Origin of the sequence: Allorhodopirellula solitaria (assembly GCF_007859855.1) — a bacterium.
GTDB classification, from domain to species: domain Bacteria; phylum Planctomycetota; class Planctomycetia; order Pirellulales; family Pirellulaceae; genus Rhodopirellula; species Rhodopirellula solitaria.
This window is the reverse complement of the sequence record NZ_SJPK01000005.1, coordinates 12,556-32,733: the sequence shown is the minus strand read 5'-3', so window position 1 is coordinate 32,733 and position 20,178 is coordinate 12,556. Positions and strand designations below refer to the sequence as shown.

At 57.4% G+C, this 20,178-nt stretch carries 12 protein-coding genes; all 12 read left to right on the top strand.

What is annotated here, in order from left to right:
- Positions 1-225: 225 nt before the first annotated feature.
- The 12 genes from CA85_RS11505 (at position 226) to CA85_RS11450 (ending at position 20,132) form a co-directional block, all read left to right on the top strand.
- The gene (locus CA85_RS11505) at positions 226-1,809 is read left to right on the top strand and encodes an IS1182 family transposase (protein ID WP_186774884.1); all 1,584 of its coding nucleotides are present in this window, start codon (positions 226-228) and stop codon (positions 1,807-1,809) included.
- Positions 1,810-2,438: 629 nt separating this feature from the next.
- Positions 2,439-3,764, top strand: a complete 1,326-nt coding sequence (locus tag CA85_RS11500; RefSeq protein WP_146391499.1) for a hypothetical protein — start codon at positions 2,439-2,441, stop codon at positions 3,762-3,764.
- Positions 3,761-6,100, top strand: coding sequence for a GAP1-N2 domain-containing protein (locus CA85_RS11495; protein ID WP_146391498.1), 2,340 nt, complete (start codon positions 3,761-3,763; stop codon positions 6,098-6,100). The genes CA85_RS11500 and CA85_RS11495 overlap by 4 nt, the downstream gene beginning before the upstream one ends.
- Entirely contained in the window at positions 6,100-9,027 is a 2,928-nt protein-coding gene (locus tag CA85_RS11490) for a hypothetical protein (RefSeq protein WP_146391497.1), read from the top strand. The genes CA85_RS11495 and CA85_RS11490 overlap by 1 nt, the downstream gene beginning before the upstream one ends.
- Complete coding sequence (locus CA85_RS11485; RefSeq protein ID WP_146391496.1) at positions 9,024-9,956, top strand: DUF4339 domain-containing protein; 933 nt, start codon at positions 9,024-9,026, stop codon at positions 9,954-9,956. The genes CA85_RS11490 and CA85_RS11485 overlap by 4 nt, the downstream gene beginning before the upstream one ends.
- Positions 9,953-10,828, top strand: a complete 876-nt coding sequence (locus tag CA85_RS11480; RefSeq protein ID WP_222435438.1) for a MotA/TolQ/ExbB proton channel family protein — start codon at positions 9,953-9,955, stop codon at positions 10,826-10,828. The genes CA85_RS11485 and CA85_RS11480 overlap by 4 nt, the downstream gene beginning before the upstream one ends.
- 2 nt (positions 10,829-10,830) lie before the next feature.
- Positions 10,831-11,661, top strand: a complete 831-nt coding sequence (locus tag CA85_RS11475; protein ID WP_146391495.1) for a hypothetical protein — start codon at positions 10,831-10,833, stop codon at positions 11,659-11,661.
- Positions 11,658-12,566, top strand: a complete 909-nt coding sequence (locus tag CA85_RS11470) for a hypothetical protein (RefSeq protein ID WP_146391494.1) — start codon at positions 11,658-11,660, stop codon at positions 12,564-12,566. Before CA85_RS11475 ends, CA85_RS11470 begins: the two co-directional genes overlap by 4 nt.
- A gap of 472 nt (positions 12,567-13,038) precedes the next feature.
- Positions 13,039-13,911 (top strand): hypothetical protein, encoded by an 873-nt coding sequence (locus CA85_RS11465; RefSeq protein ID WP_246112711.1) that lies wholly within the window; start codon positions 13,039-13,041, stop codon positions 13,909-13,911.
- 183 nt (positions 13,912-14,094) lie between these two features.
- The gene (locus CA85_RS11460) at positions 14,095-14,826 is read left to right on the top strand and encodes a dockerin type I domain-containing protein (RefSeq protein WP_146391492.1); all 732 of its coding nucleotides are present in this window, start codon (positions 14,095-14,097) and stop codon (positions 14,824-14,826) included.
- Between the two features lie 636 nt (positions 14,827-15,462).
- Positions 15,463-18,597: a PSD1 and planctomycete cytochrome C domain-containing protein gene (locus CA85_RS11455; RefSeq protein WP_146391491.1), complete on the top strand. Its 3,135-nt coding sequence runs from the start codon at positions 15,463-15,465 to the stop codon at positions 18,595-18,597.
- A complete protein-coding gene (locus tag CA85_RS11450) occupies positions 18,594-20,132 on the top strand; it encodes a DUF1501 domain-containing protein (RefSeq protein WP_146391490.1) in 1,539 nt (512 codons plus the stop codon). The genes CA85_RS11455 and CA85_RS11450 overlap by 4 nt, the downstream gene beginning before the upstream one ends.
- The last annotated feature ends 46 nt before the right edge of the window (positions 20,133-20,178 follow it).

Sequence of the window (20,178 nt, the reverse complement as noted above, 5' to 3'; positions counted from 1 at the left end):
GTTTTGAAATTAGAAAGCGGTTGCTATTGCCCGTTGCTCCCCTGTCGGCTTGTCCGACAGGAAGCTGAGTTTCCGAGGGTGACGCCGAGGCGATAGCCGAATGGCACTTACTTTGGACCCGTTTGGGGCATGGCTCGGTTGGTAACCCGATGCGTCACGGCGTGTTGATTTAGTCGGCTATCGGCGGCGGTGGTTGGCGCTATGATATCTGCAACGGAGGAACTCATGGTTAAATTCTCGATGCCACCGCTTGCTCGCGATCAATTGGTGCTCTTTCCCGAGCGACTCGATCAAGCGATTCCCGCCGATCATAGCGTCCGACTCCTGGATGATATTCTCGGCAGACTCTCTTGGAACCAGTGGGAACAGAAATACAACGGGCGAATCGGACAGCCACCGATTCACCCCCGTGTCCTCGCCAGCGTGATTCTCTACGGATTACTGTGCCGTATCCGCACCTCACGGTCACTCGAAGAAGCACTCATCGTTCGCGTCGACTTTCGTTGGCTCGTTGAAGGACGCACGATCGACCACACTACGATCAGCGAATTCCGACGCAAAAACTCCGACGCACTGAAGGATATCTTCGTCCAGATTGCATTGGTCGCTCGCGATCTTGGTCATCTGCCGCTTAAATCGCTGGCGTTTGACGGCACTCGGATACGAGCGAACAACCGCAAGAGCGGCACCCGGACGCCCGAAGAACTTCGCAAAGCCAAGAAAGAACTCGCAGCCAAGTTTGTCGAACTCGAAGCGAGGACGGCTGAGGCAGATAGCAAAGAAGACGAGCAACTCGGTGCCGAAAACGCTCATCAGCTCCAAGAGGAACTGGCCGATGTCAAGCAACGTCGCGAACGTGTCGACGCTGCCTTGGCTGAGATCGATCGACTTGAATCTGAAGGCAAAAAGGTGCCTGCCCGCATTCCCATCACCGATCCCGAGTCGCGAGTGACGCCGAATAAGGAAGGCGGCTGCGCTCCCAATTACACCCCACATGCGACAGTCGATGTCGATAGCGGGTTCATTGTTTCAGAGGGCGTGATCGCTGAGGCCAACGAAGACAAAGAGATGTTCGGTGCGGTCGAGGATGTCAAAGAGTCCTTTGGCTTGGAAGAACCTCCTGCTGAGATGCTCGCGGACGGCTTGATGAGCACCGGCGAGAACCTAGCCAAGTGCGAGGAGGCTGGCATCGATCTTTATTCGCCGATCAAGGGTGCTGGCGAAGACAACCCAGCGATTCGCCCTGACCCCAGCGAACCGGTAGCTTCTTCGGACTTGGATCGCTTGCCGACGACGACGACCAAGAAAAAAGACGGTACGAAGACGACGAAGTTCAGCAAGGCAGCCTTCGTCTACGATGCCGAAGCGGACTGTTACCGGTGCCCGGCTGGCAAGGCGATGCCTTATGCGAACAAGACCAGCCAAGTGGAAAACGGTCGAAAGCGAATCAAGTATCGCTACAAAGCGGATGCGTCGGACTGTGCCGGTTGCCCGTTGGCTGAGCGTTGCTTCAGCGGCCAGGCGAAGTCGCGTCAAATCAGCCACGAACAACACGAAGCCGAACGGATCGCTCACGCGAAGAAGATGGGCACTGAGTCGGCGAAGACGAAGTACTCCCGTCGTCGGCATCCTAGCGAGCGTCCCTTTGCGATGATCAAGGGTCACTTCGGGGCACGTCGTTTTCTGACGCGTGGTCTGAAGCGAGTGGGCAACGAATGGCGTTGGCTGTGTACGGCGTTTAACCTTCATCGCCTGCTCAGTCTGATCGCCAGCGGCACGGACCCGCCAGCGCTGAAACCGACAACGTAGTCCACGTCCCCGCTCGTTCCCTCCAGCCAGCCGATCCCACGCCAATCAACTGGGATCGCGTTGTGTCTGGAGCGAACGGGGGGTAAGGGGGGAAATCAACCAAATCCGCCACCCTGAGAACTAAGTCAACACGCCGTGACGCGTCGGGTTACCATCGTGATGATGCCCCGAACAGGGGCAAAGTAGATGGCATTGGCCGTGAGGCCTCGGGTAGCGTGCACACCCGGCCACGCGCGCGTATCGGCACACTCCAACGACAGCCCGCTTCCGTCTCGGCCTGAAATCGCTGCATTTGCCGCTGCGAACACTGGCGTTTATAACGGAGCGTGATCTCATCAACCAGCACAGCGAGCGCGGGCGGGCGAGGCATCGCGCGTGCGCGGCAATGGGATGGGGCACCGCCCTGATCAGCTGCCCTCATGCGGGAAATCAAAATTCGCTAGGAACAGTTCAGGCAGTTCCAATCGAGAGGGCATAATCGATCGGCCGCATCATTATCGTACCAGGCAATGGTTCCTGCCACGGAAGGATGGTACAATGCCCCCCCCCCCCCCCCTGCATTTCATTGGCTGGATGTACTCGCCGAGGGCAGGTTTGATGACGTTGCAACCCAATTGTTCGATTTTCCTATGGCTGCACCGCTCGTCGCGAACCGCCTCTCGTTGCTCGACCAAGTCACCTGTCCACATTGTTGGAATGTCTTTGCCCCTGCGGAGTCGCTATGGGTGTCCGAACACCCAGATTTGATCGGGGATGCGAAGCTTGGCGACATCCACGCCGTGCGTTTCTTGCCCTCTCGATTTTCCCCGGAAGGCGATGCGATTGATTCCGAAGGCTACCGAGCCACGCGTCTAGCGTGTCCGAACTGCCACTTGGAAGTTCCCCGGCCGCTGTTTCAACTGCCCGCCATCTTCTATTCGATTCTGGGGGCCCCCGCGTGCGGCAAAAGCTATTTCCTGGCTTCGATGACGTGGCAGCTGCGTCAGATGTTGCCAAAGCGATTCAAGGTGACGCTTCATGACGCAGATGCGTCCGCCAACGCAAGACTGCATGCCTATGAGGAACAACAATTCCTCAACGCCGATCCCGATGCCCTGGTATCGATCGCAAAGACGGAAACGCAGGGTGACATGTATGATCAAGTCCAGATGGGCGACCACTCGATCACGCTTCCACGCCCATTCCTTTTCACGCTGCAGCCCACTGCAACCCACCCGAATCATGCGCGGGCGAAGGCCATGTCGCGGGTGATCTGTCTCTACGACAATGCGGGCGAGAGTTTCTTGCCAGGCACCGATTCAGTCACCAGCCCAGTCACTCGGCACCTGGCTCATTCCGCCTGTTTGTTCTTTTGCTTTGACCCCACTCAGGATCCGCGTTTCCGTCGCGCGTGTGAAGGCAAAAGCGATGACCCGCAAATGAAGCCACGCAACGCGAGATTGCAGCGTGAAGCCAGCGTTCGCCAAGATACGATTCTCTTAGAAGCGATCTCGCGGGTGCGGCGTCACGCAGGACTACGCGAAGACGAACAGCACCAGGGGCCAATGGTCATCGTCGTGACAAAATGGGACAGTTGGAAGGAACTTCTGCCCGATGTGTCCAACGCCGAGCCATACTTTGACCGCGACGAACACTCGGTGCGCACGCTCGATAGCGATCGGATTCGCGAGACCTCGTCGGCGGTCGAAGCCCTGCTGCAAGAATTCTGTCCGGAGATCGTTGCCGCCGCCCAAGGTTTTGCTCGCGAACTCGTGTTTATCCCGGTCAGTGCCACCGGGGTCAGCCCCGAGGTCGATGACGCCACGGGCTCACTCGGCATCCGGCCCTGCAATATCCATCCGTACTGGGTCGAGGTGCCGCTGCTATACGCGTTGTCCACCTGGACGCGTGGATTGATCGGAGCCCAGTACCGGATCCCTAAAAAACAATCGTCAACGGAGGACACTGACGCGTGAGTTTGGAACTTCTGTATACCTCGGCAGCCTCCGGCCTGCGGCAAGGCAGTCGAGGATTTTGCACCGTCCTGTCGACCAGCGGCATGCCTGGGAACCTTGCCCAGCGGCTGGAAACGCTATCGGGGTATCGACACGTCTTTTCACCGCAAGATGATCAGGCCGCACAGAACCCCATCAGTTTTTCCCATGTGAGAATCCGCACCGGGGGTCAGTCATCGAGTGTGCTCTCGCGGGTGGCGGCGTACGGTACCGACTACAGCGGCCGGACCAATAAGCTGGCCCATCACATCGTCGTCGATTCGCACGAGCAATCGCCTGCCGGACCTGCCTGGCTTTTGGCTCACGCCAACATCATGCGCACCCAGTGGGACGGGCAGAACCAAACGCCGCCCACCGGCCCCACCCTTCCCCAGAAAAACCAATCCAGCCGCGTTTGCACAACTTGGGATGCGACTACCGGAGACGCGGGTTGGGGTGGTTATCTCGCCGGCCTCATCGCCGCTCCATCGAACAAGCCGGTTTGGATCCTTTTCGATCTCTCGCAAAGTCAATCGCTGCTCTCGCTACTCGATGAGTCGATCGCCCTGCTGCCCGAAACGCAGCGTTGGTCAGCCACGTTCAGCACCTACTACACCAACCTGCCACCTGAAATTGATTGCCGAGTCCGCTGCGTCCTTGCGGGCACCGATGAAGCCCGGCTCGCGTCCGCTCGGGGCACAGTCATCGATCTGACCGCCAAGCTCCCGCCCGCGGCTCACTCTCCGTTGACTGAACTCGCCCGCAGCGGCACACACTCAGCCGAGTCAAACGACTCGCCCCTTACCGATCCACTCACAGCGGCCATCTTGCCCGCTGCTGCACCTCCTCCCGTCGACGCCCCGTTGGACTCGATCGATATTCCGCCTGGAACGCGTCCGTTTCCGGATACTGCGAGAAAAAACGGCAAGCGAGCGACACCGCCGCCACAGCCTGTCAAAGCGAAACCGAAGTCAAAATCAACGCTCATCCTCGTGTCGGTGATCGCACTGCTCCTCCTGGCCAGCGGAGCAGCCGTCTACGGAATTCAGAGGTATGCGAACTCGATCGCAGACAGCGGGGACTCCACCGATCCTCAGTCCATTCGCGATGAGCTAGACGAAAGCAGTCAAACCAAAGCGGCTGCGGAGGAGCGTGATGAGTTTGCACTGGAAACACGAGAGAGCAGCACGCAAGCCACTGAGTCTGAGTTGGCAAGCCAATCAAACACAGACACGCCAGAGAAACCAGTGGACAAGTCCGAAGGTGGTGACAAGGCTGTAGAAGAGCAGGCGTCCAGTGAAACGCCTGTCGCTGCTGATACTCAAATGCCATCCGATGATGATGGAAAAGCCAAGGGAAAAGATGCGATCACAGAGGTTTCAAGCGTCAAGAAGGACGTGGAATCGACGTCCCACAAAAGAAATCCTGCAGTAGATATTCCAGGAAAAGAGAACGAGGCAGACAGTTCTCAGCAGGCAACAGATGCGGATACTGTTGCAACGGAACAGGATGACAAGAGAACGCGAGTCGAACTTCACTACTCACAGAAGAACGGAGTACAAAAGCTGAAGGGAGAAGCAGTGTTCTCTCATGACGCGGACGAAATGCATGAAGCCACTAGCGTTAGTTTCGATGATGAAAGCAGCTTCGAGCCGATTGAGGATGGTACGAAAATCGAGAAACCGGAATTCCCGAGTAGCTTTATGTATCTCGAGATCCAGCGGGACAATCCATTGCAATCCGTGGTTGTTGGATTCGATAGTTCGCCTGCATATAGCGGGAAAAAACGCAGGCATAAATTCGATGGTCAGTGCCTGGAATTGCTTATTAAACTAAGCGAACTCCCTGCGAAAAGGAAGCATGTGACAAGCTGGCAGCAAGTAGGCACAGATTGGCCAGAGACCGATAACGGGAAAAAGAAAACTGCCAATGCCAAGAGCGCCAACAGGATCAAAAAAAGCATTTCTGAGTTAATACCGCATCTCACGCTCGAGGGTCTTACTGAAGATAGCATTTTTAAACTATCCAAATTGATAGTTGATCTGAATCAACTGAAGGAGCAGGAAATCGTACCCGATATGGATCCCAAACTTTCACTGCGAGTCGAACACGTTCGCAACCTCAAAGAACTCTGCGGTGAAATCGTCAGCGACCGCAACGAGCTTACCGAACCTCAAACACTCGGCGAGATCACAATCATTTTTCGGGCCAAAGCACCAAACAGTGAATCTGCAGCGATTCAGGACCTAAGCAAATTGGACACAGAGATGACGATCAATCCTGAGTTTGTTCTCGTTCTCGACCCGGAGCAAAATTGATGGCGACGTTGGTGGAGCGGATTCGGCAGGCACTGGGCAAGCGGGATGGGATTTCCGAAGAGACGATGCGTCCCCTCGCTACGGCTTATGCGGACGAAGTCACGCGAGTCAATACACGACTCGCCGAGGCCGTCGCTCTCCTGCACAAGGGACTGCGCAGCGAGGGGATTCAGGTGGCGTCTATCTCGCCCAATGCCATCGACGCCGCTGCAAAGCTGGATCTGCCCGATGACGAGCGAGAGGATTGGTTCGATATCCTCCAGTTTCTCGATGTGCCCGTGCCACCGAAGCTCGAGCGAGACCTAGTCGACCAGCTCAATGAAGCCATCGTCGAGACCCAGCCCCTCGAGGGATTATTGACCAATCACCGGCGGCTGGCGATCGCGCGAGCTCCGTTGGCGTGGCGGCTGAAAGTCCTCCGGAGGATCGCCGAAGTCGATGCGACCACACCGGTTTGGGAAGAGGACATCGAGAGCTGGGAAAAGGTACGCCACAAACAGTTGACTACCGAAGCGAGGGCAGCGATTTCTGCAAAAGATCCAGTCGCCCTGAAAGCTCTTCAAGACGAGCTAACGCAGTCGGCGTGGCGATTGCCACCCGACCCAAAACTGACGGCAAGGGTATCAGCGACGCTCACAGGGCTGACCGAACAGGACACGATTTCCCAACTGCAAGGCGTCGCGGCGAAACTCAATGACGCCTTCTGCCAATTCGACGAGCCAGGTGCTCGCTCTGAATTAACTCGGTGGAATGAACTGGCTGCCACCCTGACCTCGCCGCTGCCTCAGGAGCTGGAGGAAGCAGCAGAACCGCCGATTCTCTGGTTGCGAGAAATTGATCGGGAGAAGCAATCGCGGGCGCAGCGGGCTGCGGCGATTGGTGGTCTTGAAGCGGTGCTCGATCGCAAGGCACCTGTCGACGACCTCGAGCGGGCCTATCAACAAACGACGCTCTTTGAACAACCGCCACCAGACGAACTGGTGCAGCGATACCAGGTCGCGATCGAAGATCGTCAGATGACCAAGAAGCGGCAGTTCTTGTCGATCATTGCTGCGGTTTTCGCCGCGACAGTGATCGCTATCGTGGCCTTCGCGTGGTGGCAAATCGATGCGGCGAAGCAGGCTCGCGCCATTGCCGCGGAACAGGAACTTCAATCGCTGTTGGACAGCGGTGATTTGGACGGTGCCAGTTCTTTTCATGCCAACTTGCGGGAAACGGATCCCCAACTCGCAGGCACCTCGGCAATCGCATCTCTGAACAGCCAGGTGCAAACCGCCATCGGTCAACGCACGCAGAGAGCCGAACAGTTTGCGGACTATTTGGCGAAAGCGAATGCGGACGTGGATGCCGAGATCGATCTTTCAGCATTGAATCGAGCGGAGAAATTGGCGGAAACGGATGAGCAGAAGGGGCGTGTGTTTGAGCTGCGAAGTCGGTACTCTGCTTGGGAGGCGAGCATCGCCACTCAGCAAACCAAGGAGCTACTCGAGGAGCTCAAGTCGACCCGAGACACGTTGACGGAACTGGAGGAAGGTGCCGGAGGCGACGATGCGTCGCGAACACTCAGCAGGATTCTCGACAGTTTGAAAGCACTGCCGTCGACTTTTCCCAGGGCCGCGTCCTCAGCTTTGGCACAGGTCAATTCGGTGAAAACTCGCACGAACTCCCTGGACAAGGCAATTCGTCAACGCCGTGAACGCATGACCATTCGAGACGCAGCGATGGAGGACGTACACGCTGCCAAATCGCTTGATCAGTTGGCTGAGCGACTAAAGAGGTCGGCGAGCCAATTGGACGACGCGTCGCTTGCAGATGAGTTCCGCCGTGCTGCGAGTGAACGCGAGTTATGGGACCAGGGACTGATGTGGAATGAGTACGCCAACACAGCATCAAAAGCATTCACCTCAGGCCTGAGTGCGGAGAGCATGCAGTCGATTGTCAGCGCCAAGTCGGCTTTGGGTCGCGGCGTGGATCATAGCCTCATGCAACTGCCAGTGCCCGTTGCCGACCGGATTGAGCGATTCGCTGATCGCACGGAAGTGCTAAAACGCGTGCTCGGGGGCTTGCCGAACACGGTGGTTGCGGACCTGTACACAGTCGTCGTGGAGGATGGACGAGGCGATCGTTACTTTGTGTTCAAATCGTACTATGATCGAAAACGCGATTCCGTCTTCGCTCCGTCCGACGATGGGCGGGCGAAGCATCCCGGTGTTGAAGTCGTTGCAAATGACTCCGGTGCTATCAAAACGGTGGGCTTGGAAGGAAACTTTGAGATCCATAAAGAACCTTACGCATCCATCAAAGCCCTCGCGTCGATGTATGCGGCTCGCGGTGACGAGTTTCTGAGTGACTGGGAGGGGGAGTTTCTAAAGTTGATCGCGACCGTTCGAGGGCGCGACCAACTCGATGGCCAGATCAAAGAGATGCTGTTGCAACACCTGCTTAGCGGCGCGATTGAAGGGAGTGCGTATCTTTCCAAAGCATTGAGCGAGGACCTGAGATGGCTAGAGGGTCGGAGCAATGAGATCGCTTATTGGTATGAACCATCGGTGCCCGACAACTCGCTCGGTCCGAATGTGGAACAGCGAATGATCCCCAAGCTATCAAGGGTCTATCAGAATCGCCCCAAACTCGATTTGAAATCCTTGAAACTTCGTGATTTGAAGTTTGATTGGGTCGGTACGCTAGGCCGTGGCGATGATGGATCCATGGCGGTGAAGTTGAATCAGCCAGCTGCCGCCAACGGAAACTTGGCTATCGTTCGGCCCTCACCGACAGCCCCTGAGAAGGCTGACTGGGTACCGATCGGCCGCCTGAAATCCGGTACAGTAGAGCTAACGCAATCCGAAGCCGATTGGATTGCTGGTCGTCCGGTGTTTCTTTACCCCAACAACCCCGATTCCGTCAGTTCGAGTTCCCGCCGATGAGCGATGATCGTATCTATATTCGATTCAAGGGCAAGACGCTCGGCCCGCTGTCCAGCGAGAAGGTTCGAGGCCTGATTCGCCGTGGACAGATCACGCGAATGCATGAGCTCTCCTCCGACGCATTGACCTGGCAGCGTGCTGAGGAATTTGGTGATTTTTTTCGCAGTGCATCGAGCCCAACTCATGCCCCACCAGCGTCGGCCCCTACCGCAACACAGACGCTAGCGGAATCCTCGTCGCCGATCGCCGGACAAGACGCTGACGATGGGGTTGAATGGTACGCTCATTTCAACGGCGACAATCAAGGCCCAATGAACCCCCAAACGTTGTTGACGTGGGTGAACTCGGGCGACGTCCGACGCGACACGTTGGTCTGGCGAGCCGGGCTCGATGACTGGCGGCCAGCCGTGGAGGTCTTGCCGGAACATTTTTCCGCGACGCCCAACGAATCCGCTGCTGAGATGGGTTATTCCAGTTCTAGCATCGTTGGGGCAGATCAGGCGGCAGGACAACTTTCAGCCGAAATTTGCGAGCGTTTTACCAATCATCGTGTCTGGGTAATGATCCTGAGTGTGTTGGGATTGGTGTTGTCCGGCTTGGCCGTGCTCTACTTTATTACATCCATGATCGTTGGCGCCGAAGCCAAATGGATGCCCTTTGGTGGCTCCAGGTCGGTGGTCTATGGATTGACAGGTTTGCTATTTTGTGGACTGTCGATAGCCGGAGAAGTGTATTTGCTGAGCTATGCGAGCAGCCTGAAATTGCTCGCTCGGCATCGAGACAGATTGCATTTGCGACTCGCGGCGAATCGGCTCCAATCGTTCTGGAGGTACTGTGCAATCGTCTTGGTAGCGATTGTCATTTTGCTGGTTGGTGCGGCAGTCTTGCTGATGGTCATGGCAGCAGCGGCAGCGAACGCGGTCACATGAGCAATCCATCCCCATCGGCCAGCCCACCGCTGCCACGCCCTCTGAGTGTTGCGAAATCCGATATCGAGAGAGTTTTCGGTGTGAGCGCAGCGGGCGGCACTGCCGTCAATAGTGGATTCGCAGGGGTCATCGCGTTGATCTTGACGACGTTGTTCTTCGTCATTGTTCACTTCCTCCCGCCGGGCTACTTTCGCGCCATGTTGCTCGACCGTGGACCGACGCAGTACGCGACCGTGTTCCTCGGATTTTGGAGCATTGTGATTCTGATCATCAAGCAAAACAAATTATCCGTTCAACGCAAAGCCCTCCGACACGCCGTTATCCCCGAGAATCATGAATTTGTATTGACCAGTCAAACTGCCGACCAGGTGATTCGCAATATCCATGCATTGGCGGACGATCCCACCCGATATTTGGTCTACAATCGAATTCTGATTTCGCTCTCGAATCTCAAGAATCTCGGCCGCGTCAGCGATGTCGACGACATCCTGCGAGCGAGCGCCGAACGTGATGAATCGGCTCACCAAACATCATTTGCTACCGTAGGCGGATTTCTATGGGCCATTCCCGTTCTCGGATTTATCGGCACGGTGCTCGGACTGGCTGGCGCAATCGGGAACTTCAGCAGCCTACTCGACAAACAATCCGACGTTAGCGCCATTGTGGGCTCCTTGAAAGAAGTTACCGGCGGGCTCAGTACAGCGTTTGAAACCACACTCCTGTCACTGGTTGTGGCGCTGGTCATTCAGCTATGGATGACGTCGCAGCGAAAGGCAGAAGAGGTGTTCTTGGACGATTGTCAAGAATACTGCCTGAAACAGATCGTCAGCCGTATCAAGATATTGCCTTTTGAACCGGGGCGAGAAGTGTAGCGATGGCGAAACGCAGGAACACCGGTCCCGGCATTTCATTCTTTGCCTTTCAAGACATCATCACCGCCGTCGTCGGCATCTTTATCTTGATCACACTCATCTTGGTACTCCAGCTTGCCCAGCGTGTGGAAGCAGCCAGCGAAGCGGTGCCGCAGGACATCCAACCGATCGTGGATACCATCGCAGAGTTACGACAGCAGATCAGCCAGATCGAAGCGGAGATTGCCGAGAGGTCTGCAGCGGGATCCCAAACGGCAGGCCTCAACAAGTTCAATATTGCTGAGAAAGTGGAGCAATTGAAGTCAGAAAACGCCCGTCTGGCGGCACGCATCGAGACATCACGCAGCAAACAAAGCGAACTGAAAAAGTTGGCCTTCGTTGCCCTTGCGGAGTCGGAGAAGCTGGCCAAGGAAGCTGCCTCGCTGTCCAAGCACCAGCAGGAACTGAACGAACTGGCCCAGCAAACGGCCCAGTTGCAAAGCAAGCAGAAAGCCCTCCGCAGTGATGACTCAACCATTTTTCGCGACCAGACCGACGAGGGCACATTCCTCGTCTTGATCACCGTGTCACCCGAAACAATCAGAATCCGAGATGGTCTGCTCCAGACTGAACAGATTCTGACGGGGACCTCACGAATCGATCAATGGAAACAATGGCTCGCCGAGATCCCGTTATCGCGACGGCACCTGCTCCTTCGCATCCGGCCGGGGGGCGAGCGTGATTTTCGTTCGATGAAGTCGGCTGCAGACGCGGCAGACGCGGCGTACGGTTTCACGGTCGTGGGAATGCAAGAGGCCGCACGGTTCGCGCACGAGGTTGGTGAGTTGCCATGAGAGGTCAACAGGATCCCGGATCGAGTTTCGAACTCTTTCTCGATACCATCTGCAACACGTTTGGCGGCATCGTGTTTCTCGCCATTTTGCTCGCAGTGATGCTCCAGAATCGCGCAATGGTACAGATGGAAGAAAGCGACGCCGGCACCCAAGCGTCCGCAGAGCAAGTTCGCAAAACGATGGCAGAACTTGCCGAAGTGTCCTCCAAACAACAGCTCCTGAAGATGTCACTTTCGGCTATGCCGAGTCGCCGCACCTCGGTCGATGATCGTGAGTTTTTGCGTCTGCAGCAGAGGCAGAGTCAATTGATGCAAGGCATCGACGCTGCCCTCGCTGGCGAAGCCGATACCAGCAAATTGTTGGCCGAGCGTCTGGAGGCCAACGCAGTCCAAAGGCTTGAAAACGCAGCGATTCCCGAGGAATTGCGAGAAGCGAGAAGACTGGCAGCAACAACCCGAAGCGAATTCAAACGTCTCGTCGATAGCAAGCAAGAAACACTGCGAGTACCACGCGTGCGCTCCAGCGGTAGATCATCGCTACTGGTCTTGATTCAAGACAGCAAATTGTATCTGGCCAAGATGCCGTCGTCGTTCTCACGTGGCTTCAATGAGAAGCAGGTTTCAACGAGGACGGCCGCAGACACCGGTATCGAAATCACACCGATCGCCAACACGGGCTGGGACCTCCGCCGGGGCGAAGGCGCCCGCGAGTTCCAACATCTAGTGCAGCAGGCCAAATCAGGGGGACACGCAATCACGATTGCGATTTGGCCCGACTCCTACGAGCAATTCTCCGATCTCCGCGAACGGATGATCGAATCAGGAGTGCTGTATCAGCTGTGGCCTCAATCCAACGACGACGTTCTAAAAGTCTACATCGGCGTGGGGACGTCGAGTGTGCAGTAGCCTCGGGCAATCACAGTCCGGTCGATCACAAAATTCCCGGGGTCGGACTACTGGGCAAGTAGCGTAAGCTTCCAGCTTGCGATTTTTGCCGACCGCAAGCTGGAAGCTTACGCCACTTCTTGATCTCTCGATGCTTAGCCGTCCCTCGAACCGAAATCGCTGAGCCAGACAGGGACAGGCATTGCTTAGTTGTCTTTCCTGGAGTTTTTCGTAGGATTCCTAATACCGTCATCCACAATACAGCGTCACGCTCAGTAGGGAGAAGACCATGCCCAGGCAAGCTCGTGGGGAAGTGATCGATCCGAATCAAATTCAGGTAGTTCATTGTGTGGAACGCTGTGTCAGACAGGCATGGCTTTGCGGAAAAGACGCCGCCACTGGACGGTGCTATGAGCACCGCAGGGGCTGGATCCGCGACCGTATGGAGTTTCTCGCGTCCGTCTTTGGTATCGACTGTTTGACCTTTTCTATCATGAGTTCGCACGCTCACCTGGTGCTTCGCAGTCGGCCCGACGTTGTGGCAGCCTGGTCCGATGACGAGGTCGCCCGTCGCTGGCTGCGGCTGTTCCCCAAACGCCGAAATCAAGACGGAAGTCCCGCCGAGCCAACGATCCCGGAGCTCGACATGATTCGGAACTGTCCAGAAGTGCTCGCCGAGCGGCAACGGCGATTGTCTGACGTGAGCTGGTATATGCGGTGTTTGGCCGAGAATATCGCCCGGCGCAGCAACGCTGAAGACGAGGTCCGCGGGCACTTCTTCGAAGGTCGCTTTCGAGCACAGCTGCTTCTCGATGAAGCCAGTTTGCTGGCCTGTGCAGCCTATGTGGATCTCAATCCCATTCGCGCCGCGATGGCCGAAACGCCGGAAACGAGCGATTTCACTGGGGCGAAGGACCGGATTGACGACTGCCGGCAATCGGGATCACGCAAACGTGAAAGCACGCATGACTGGGAGCGTGGGCGGGGGCGTCGACACAGCGGCTGGATGAGTCCGATGGAGATCGACGAGCAGAGGGATCCTGTCGGCCCGAATCTGGACGACTCGGGGCGGCGCGGTAGCCTGAAGGGATTCCTAAGTGTCTCGTTGGAAAGGTACCTGGAATTGCTTGATTGGACGGGGCGTCAAATTCGCAGCGACAAGGTCGGCTCAATTCCAGAGCATCTGCAGCCCATCCTGACTCGCATTGGCTTGGACACCCATGGTTGGTGCGACATAGTGCTCAAGTTCGGTCGAGTATTCCGCCGCGCCGCCGGCAGCCCAGAGCATTTGGCCGAAGAGGCAGTTCGTCGCGACCAAAACTGGCTTTGCGCTCCCGGCAATCCGCTGGGCATATCGTCGGTCTGACGCAAACCGATGACAACTAACCCGAATTCGATGCCCCTTGGGTTGGCTGCTGCGCGGTCGTGGAGCAATTATTTGGAAAACGGTCGGATTGCCAGTGACCAAAGCTGAATTGGGCAGATTGGCGAGATTTGCTGCTACCGAATCCGCGATCTGGTGCACAAACAAAGTGAACAAACAAAGTGAATGGCCCTCTTCTCGGCCGATTCCGCGGGGACCAACGGTACCGACCTCTCAACATTGTTCCGCCGCGAGCCGGACTTGATCAACGGGACTCTGTATCTCTATCCCGCGGTCAATGCTACGGGCACGGCAACGTTGGTGTTCCGGGCTGACGATGGTCCCGATTCGCGAGTCGATCCCAACACCAAGTATCAGGAGTTGACGCTCAACATTGATGTCGGCTCGCGGCCTGTTCCTGAGGCACCACCCATCCGCACCGGGACCTATAACAACCCCGAAAGCAGCGGTGTGGCGATCGTCGATCTGAACGATGTGTTCCTCTCGACCGATGGTTTGGATCTATCCGAGACGGTGATCCTGACCAACGGCACCGGCGGTGTTGCCTCGATCAATCCGACCACCGGCGAACTGGAGTACCGTCCCAACCCCGACCATCTCGGTGAAGACATCGTGATCATCGAGGTGCAGGACAACAGTGGCGTCAAGAGCGGTCCCGTCGAAGTCCAGTTCAACACGACCCGCAATCGCTTGACCAACCCCGTCATTGCCGAGGATGTCAATCGCAGTGGCTTGGTGACCTCGCTCGATGCCTTGATCATCATCAACTTGCTCAACGAGCAAGAAAATAGCGATGGTGTCCCTATCGATTCGATCACCGAAGACGACTACTACTACGACGTCAGCGACAACGGGTTCGTGACCTCGCTCGACGCCGCCATCAGCGATCTGTTCTGAGCCCGCCTGGGAGCGTGTTGAGGGAGCCATTTGTCGAATCGCAAAACATGGATTCCGGTCGGGCAAGCCGACCGGGGATCCTGCTCCCCCGTGTGCTTGTCACACGGGAAGCAACGTTTTGAAATTAGAAAGCGGTTGCTATTGCCCGTTGCTCCCCTGTCGGCTCGCCCGACAGGGAGCCGAGTTTCCTTCACCCTCTCCCCCACGAAGCGCAGTGGAGAGGGGGGAGTAGTTAATGGAAGGGGGCTCGCTCCGGGCATGAACAGAGCGGAAGAAAACATGCGTAGGTAATAATCGAGTCAACACGATATTTTGAATAACCCAGTATTGCGCTGGTTTGGGACTTTCCGTTGCGCTGTCGGCCCTCCCCGGATATCTCGCTGAAGGCTCGATAACCGACCCTCCCAGCTTCGCCGGGCGGGTGAAGTAACTCGTTGAGTCACAATCACTTATAAACCGCACGACTTCCCAGTCGCCGGCCGGGGATGCGATTCCGAGGGTCACGCCGAGGCGACGGCCTTGATCTGGCATTCAGCCGGATATGGGGTATAGTGGAACTATCCCACCTCAGCGCACTTGGGTCCGGTTTGCCCGCCCGCCTGCCTCTCCGTCGCTTCCCACCACCGAGTCCAACGCATGTTGCCGATCGATTCGCGGTTTCTGACGCTCGTCGTCCTCTCACTTTTGATCGGTGCAAGCGGTATCGCTGCGGAACCGGACTCCGGAGAGGGTGTCGATTTTTCTCGTGACATTCGCCCGCTGCTCTCCGACCACTGCTTTGCCTGTCATGGTCCCGACGAGAATAAGCGGGAATCGGGCGTCCGTTTGGATACCGCCGATGGCGCTCTGTCGGTCATCGATCGGGAGGATTGGCAGTCCAGTCTCCTGCTCGAACGAATTGACGAGGAGGACCCCGACATGCAGATGCCGCCTCCGGCGTACCACAAACCCCTCAGCGAGGAAGCCAAGTCGCTGCTGCGAGAGTGGGTTCGCGAGGGTGCCGAATTTCAAGCTCATTGGTCATTCATCGCACCGAAACGTAGCGAGCCACCTGCGATGGCGTCTTCCGATGACGTCGACCCGATCGATCAATGGGTCAACGCGGCATTGGCAGGCAAATCACTGACGCCACGCCCGGCAACGGACCCATACACCCTCGCCCGCCGTGTCGCCTTGGACCTCACTGGGCTGCCGCCCTCCTGGTCTCAGGTGCAGGCATTTGTCAACGATTCCGACCCGGCTGCCTATGAAAAGTTCGTGGACGATCTGTTGGCGTCACCGCACTACAGTGAACACATGGCCCGCTATTGGTTGGATCTCGTTCGCTACGGTGATACCCACGGATTGCACTTGGATAATTATCGCGAGATGTGGCCCTACCGTGATTGGGTGATCGAAGCATTCGCTGAAAATATGCCGATGGATGTTTTCATCTCCGAACAGCTCGCCGGTGATCTCATGCCGGACGCGAGTCTCGACCAGCAAGTCGCGTCGGGGTTCAATCGGCTGAACGTTACCACGAACGAGGGCGGGTCGATTTATGACGAGGTCTTTGCCCGCAACGTGATCGATCGGACAGACGCGTTTGGGACGGTTTTTCTAGGTTTGACGACCGGCTGCGCGGTTTGCCACGACCATAAGTTTGATCCCATCTCGCAACGCGAATTCTTTTCCTTGTCAGCGTTCTTCAATTCGCTCGATGGTCGCGCCCTCGATGGAAACGCCGAAGATCATCCGCCGGTGGTCCGAGTCGCCAGCGAATCGCAACAAGCGAGGCTCAATGAACTCGCCGCGGAGATCGCTGCGATCGACGATCAGGCAGCGGGACTTTTGCCCGAGGTCGATGCGGCCCAGCAGGATTGGCAAACTGCGCTCCACGCGGATTCAGACGCGCAGTCTGCCGTGCTCACGCCGAAATCGGCCCAATCGAAATCCAAGACTCACACGAGGATTGATGAGGGCCAAGTCATTTCAGTCGATGGAGAGATTGCGGCCAAGGAAACCATCGAAATCGAATGCGAACTTCCACCGGGGCAGTGGCGGATGTTGCAGTTAGAGGCGTTGGTCCGCCCCGATTCCACCCGCGTGGGTGCCTCGCCCAATGGCAACGCCGTGCTCAGTGAGATTGTGCTGCACGCCCGGCCGAACGATGAGGCCGAATGGAAGCCGTTGGAGATCGATATTGCCTTGGCGAGCCGCCAACAAGATGATGACGGGTTTGCAGTCGACAAAGCCATCGATGGATCGATTGACGCCAGCCGCGGTTGGGCTGTGGGAGGGCACCAAAGCGAAGGGCCGAGGACAGCATGGTTCGAACTCGAGGAGAGCTTGGATTCGTCGGCAACCGAGCCAGTCCAAATTCGGATCCAGCTGCATTATCAATCGCAGCATGTGGCTCACATGTTTCGTGACGTGCGTTTCAGCCTCTATGAAAACTCCGAGGCTCGTCTGGGCAAGGCGTTCGCCCGGCGCGCTATCGAGCTACCCGAGGAACTGCAGGACGCGCTCGCGGCGATCGCACAAGGAGAAACACTCGCGATCGAAACCGATGAAAATGCCGATGCGAATTCGAGCGAAGACGCTGGTTCCGGTGCCAACGCGGTGCGAGATTTTTACCGGCGCGTTTTTAGTGATTCCCCACAGTGGCTGGCTCTGCAAGATATGCGGCAGGGTTTGGTGACGATGCAGAAGGACTTGCGGAGCGAGGTGCCAACGACCCTGGTTTGGAAAGAGACCGACGAGCCGCGAGAAGCTCGCGTACTACTCCGCGGCCAATACGATGCTCCAGGCGACGCGGTGCCGCGCGGCGTTCCCGCGTTCTTGCCACCTCTGCCTGGCGACGATGCTCCCGACCGACTCGCGTTGGCTCAGTGGCTGACCTCGGACGAACACCCCCTAACCGCCCGCGTGGCCGTCAATCGTTTTTGGCAACAGCTCTTCGGTACCGGGTTGGTCAAGACGAGCGAGGATTTCGGTAGCCAGGGGAGCCCCCCTTCGCACCCCGAGCTGCTCGATATGCTCGCGATTGACTTTCGCGAAAGCGGCTGGGATGTCAAAGCGATGATGAAACGACTCGTCATGACGGACGCGTACCGGCGAGACGCCAAAGCCAGCGAGGAGATGCTGGCGATCGATCCGAACAACCGCTTGCTCGCCCGTGGGCCGCGGTTCCGGCTCGATGCCGAAATGCTCCGTGATCAGATACTTTCGGTCTCCGGTCTGCTTGTCGATCAGCAAGGCGGTCCGAGTGTCAAACCACCACAACCCGTTGGGTTATGGGCGGCTGTTGGATACACCGACTCCGATACCGCGACCTTCGTGGCCGATGAGGGTGACAAGGTTTATCGCCGCAGCGTCTACACGTTCTGGAAACGCACCAGCGCCCCGGCGGTCATGACCACGTTTGACGCCCCGAGTCGTGAGTCCTGTACGGCGCGGCGAGAACGCACCAACACACCGTTGCAAGCCTTGTTGATGCTCAACGAGCCCCAGACGATGGAGGCCTCGCGGGCGTTGGCCGGCGAGATGATGGCATCGGACGCGGAACAATCGCAACTCGCCCTGAAAGAGATTTTTGAGCGAGTCGTGCTGCGTTCGCCCACGGATCTCGAACTCGCATCGCTCACGCGGTTGCTGGAAGATTTAAAACAGCTCTATGAAAGCGAACCCGATCAGGCGACCGAGCTGGTCGGTGCGGCCAATCCACGTTTGGCTGCCTGGACCGTTCTCGCCAGTACCCTGCTCAACCTAGACGAGGTGATCTGCAAATGAGTCGCTCATCCGCCCAACATGCTGCCGATTTGATCAATGCGTCGGAAGCTCAAACACGTCTGTCGCAACTCACCCGCCGCTCGCTCTTCTCCCGCTCCGGTGCCGGGCTCGGGATGGCCGCATTGGCGTCACTCGAGGGGACAGCCTCGGCAGCCGAGCCAGCTGCGGCGACATCGTTGGACGCAGGTTCTGCGCCCGATTCCAAACGTGTCGGTGGCCTGCCCAACCTGCCGCACCATCCACCGGCGGCCAAACGGGCGATCTATCTGTTCATGTCGGGCGCCCCCAGCCAAATGGATATGTGGGACCATAAACCAGCGATGGCAGATTGGTTCGATAAAGATCTGCCGGAATCGATTCGCCAGGGCCAACGCCTGACCACGATGACCAGCGGGCAGTCGCGTTTTCCGATCGCGCCGAGCATCTATCAGTTCGCACCGCACGGGGCCAATGGCACCATGGCGAGTGAGCTGATCCCGCACATGGCAGGCAAAGTCGACGAGATCTCCCTGGTCAAATCGATGTATACCGAGGCGATCAATCACGACCCTGCAATCACGTATATCTGCACCGGGAACCAGTTACCCGGCAAAGCCTCCTTGGGATCCTGGCTCAGCTATGGTTTGGGGACAGAGAATGCCAACCTGCCCGCCTTTGTCGTCATGACGGCATCGTGGACCGGGCGCAAACAGGCTCAAGCGTTGTACAATCGATTGTGGGGTAGCGGCTATTTGCCAAGCCGCTATCAAGGCGTGGCCCTCCGCAGCAGTGGTGACCCGGTCCTCTACCTGTCCAACCCCGATGGCATTGATTCCCGTGTCCGCCGCCGCATGCTCGACACGCTTGCCGAACTCAATGGCGAGACGCTCCGCCGCATCGGAGACCCGGAAACCGATGCTCGCATCGCGCAGTACGAGATGGCGTTTCGGATGCAGACCAGCGTCCCGGATTTGGCCGATCTCAGTGACGAGCCTCAGCACGTCCTCGATCTCTATGGGCCCGATGTGTTGAAGCCTGGGACGTATGCAAATTGTTGCTTGATGTCCCGGCGTCTGGCTGAACGAGGCGTCCGATTCACGCAGATTTTTCATCGTGGCTGGGATCAACATGGCGCCCTTCCCAAGGACCTCCCCAATCAATGCCGTGACACCGACCAGCCTTCGGCCGGGTTGCTCACCGACTTGAAACAACGCGGGATGCTCGATGACACTCTCGTTGTTTGGGGCGGAGAGTTCGGGCGGACCATCTATTGCCAGGGAAAACTCACCAAGACCAACTACGGCCGCGACCATCATCCCAAGTGCTTTACCGTATGGATGGCTGGGGCGGGCGTACGCCGTGGGCTGGTGCACGGCGAGACCGATGAGTTCAGCTACAACATCGTTCGCGATGGTGTCCACATTCGCGACCTCAATGCCACCATTCTGGAACGCATGGGGATCGACCACGAACGACTCACCTACCCTTTCCAGGGACTCGATCAAAAGCTCACCGGCGTTGAAAAAGCCCGGGTCGTGCGCGAACTGCTCGTGTAGCCTCATGCACCCCGCAGCAGTGTCATCGTTCTGCGTCGGAGCGACT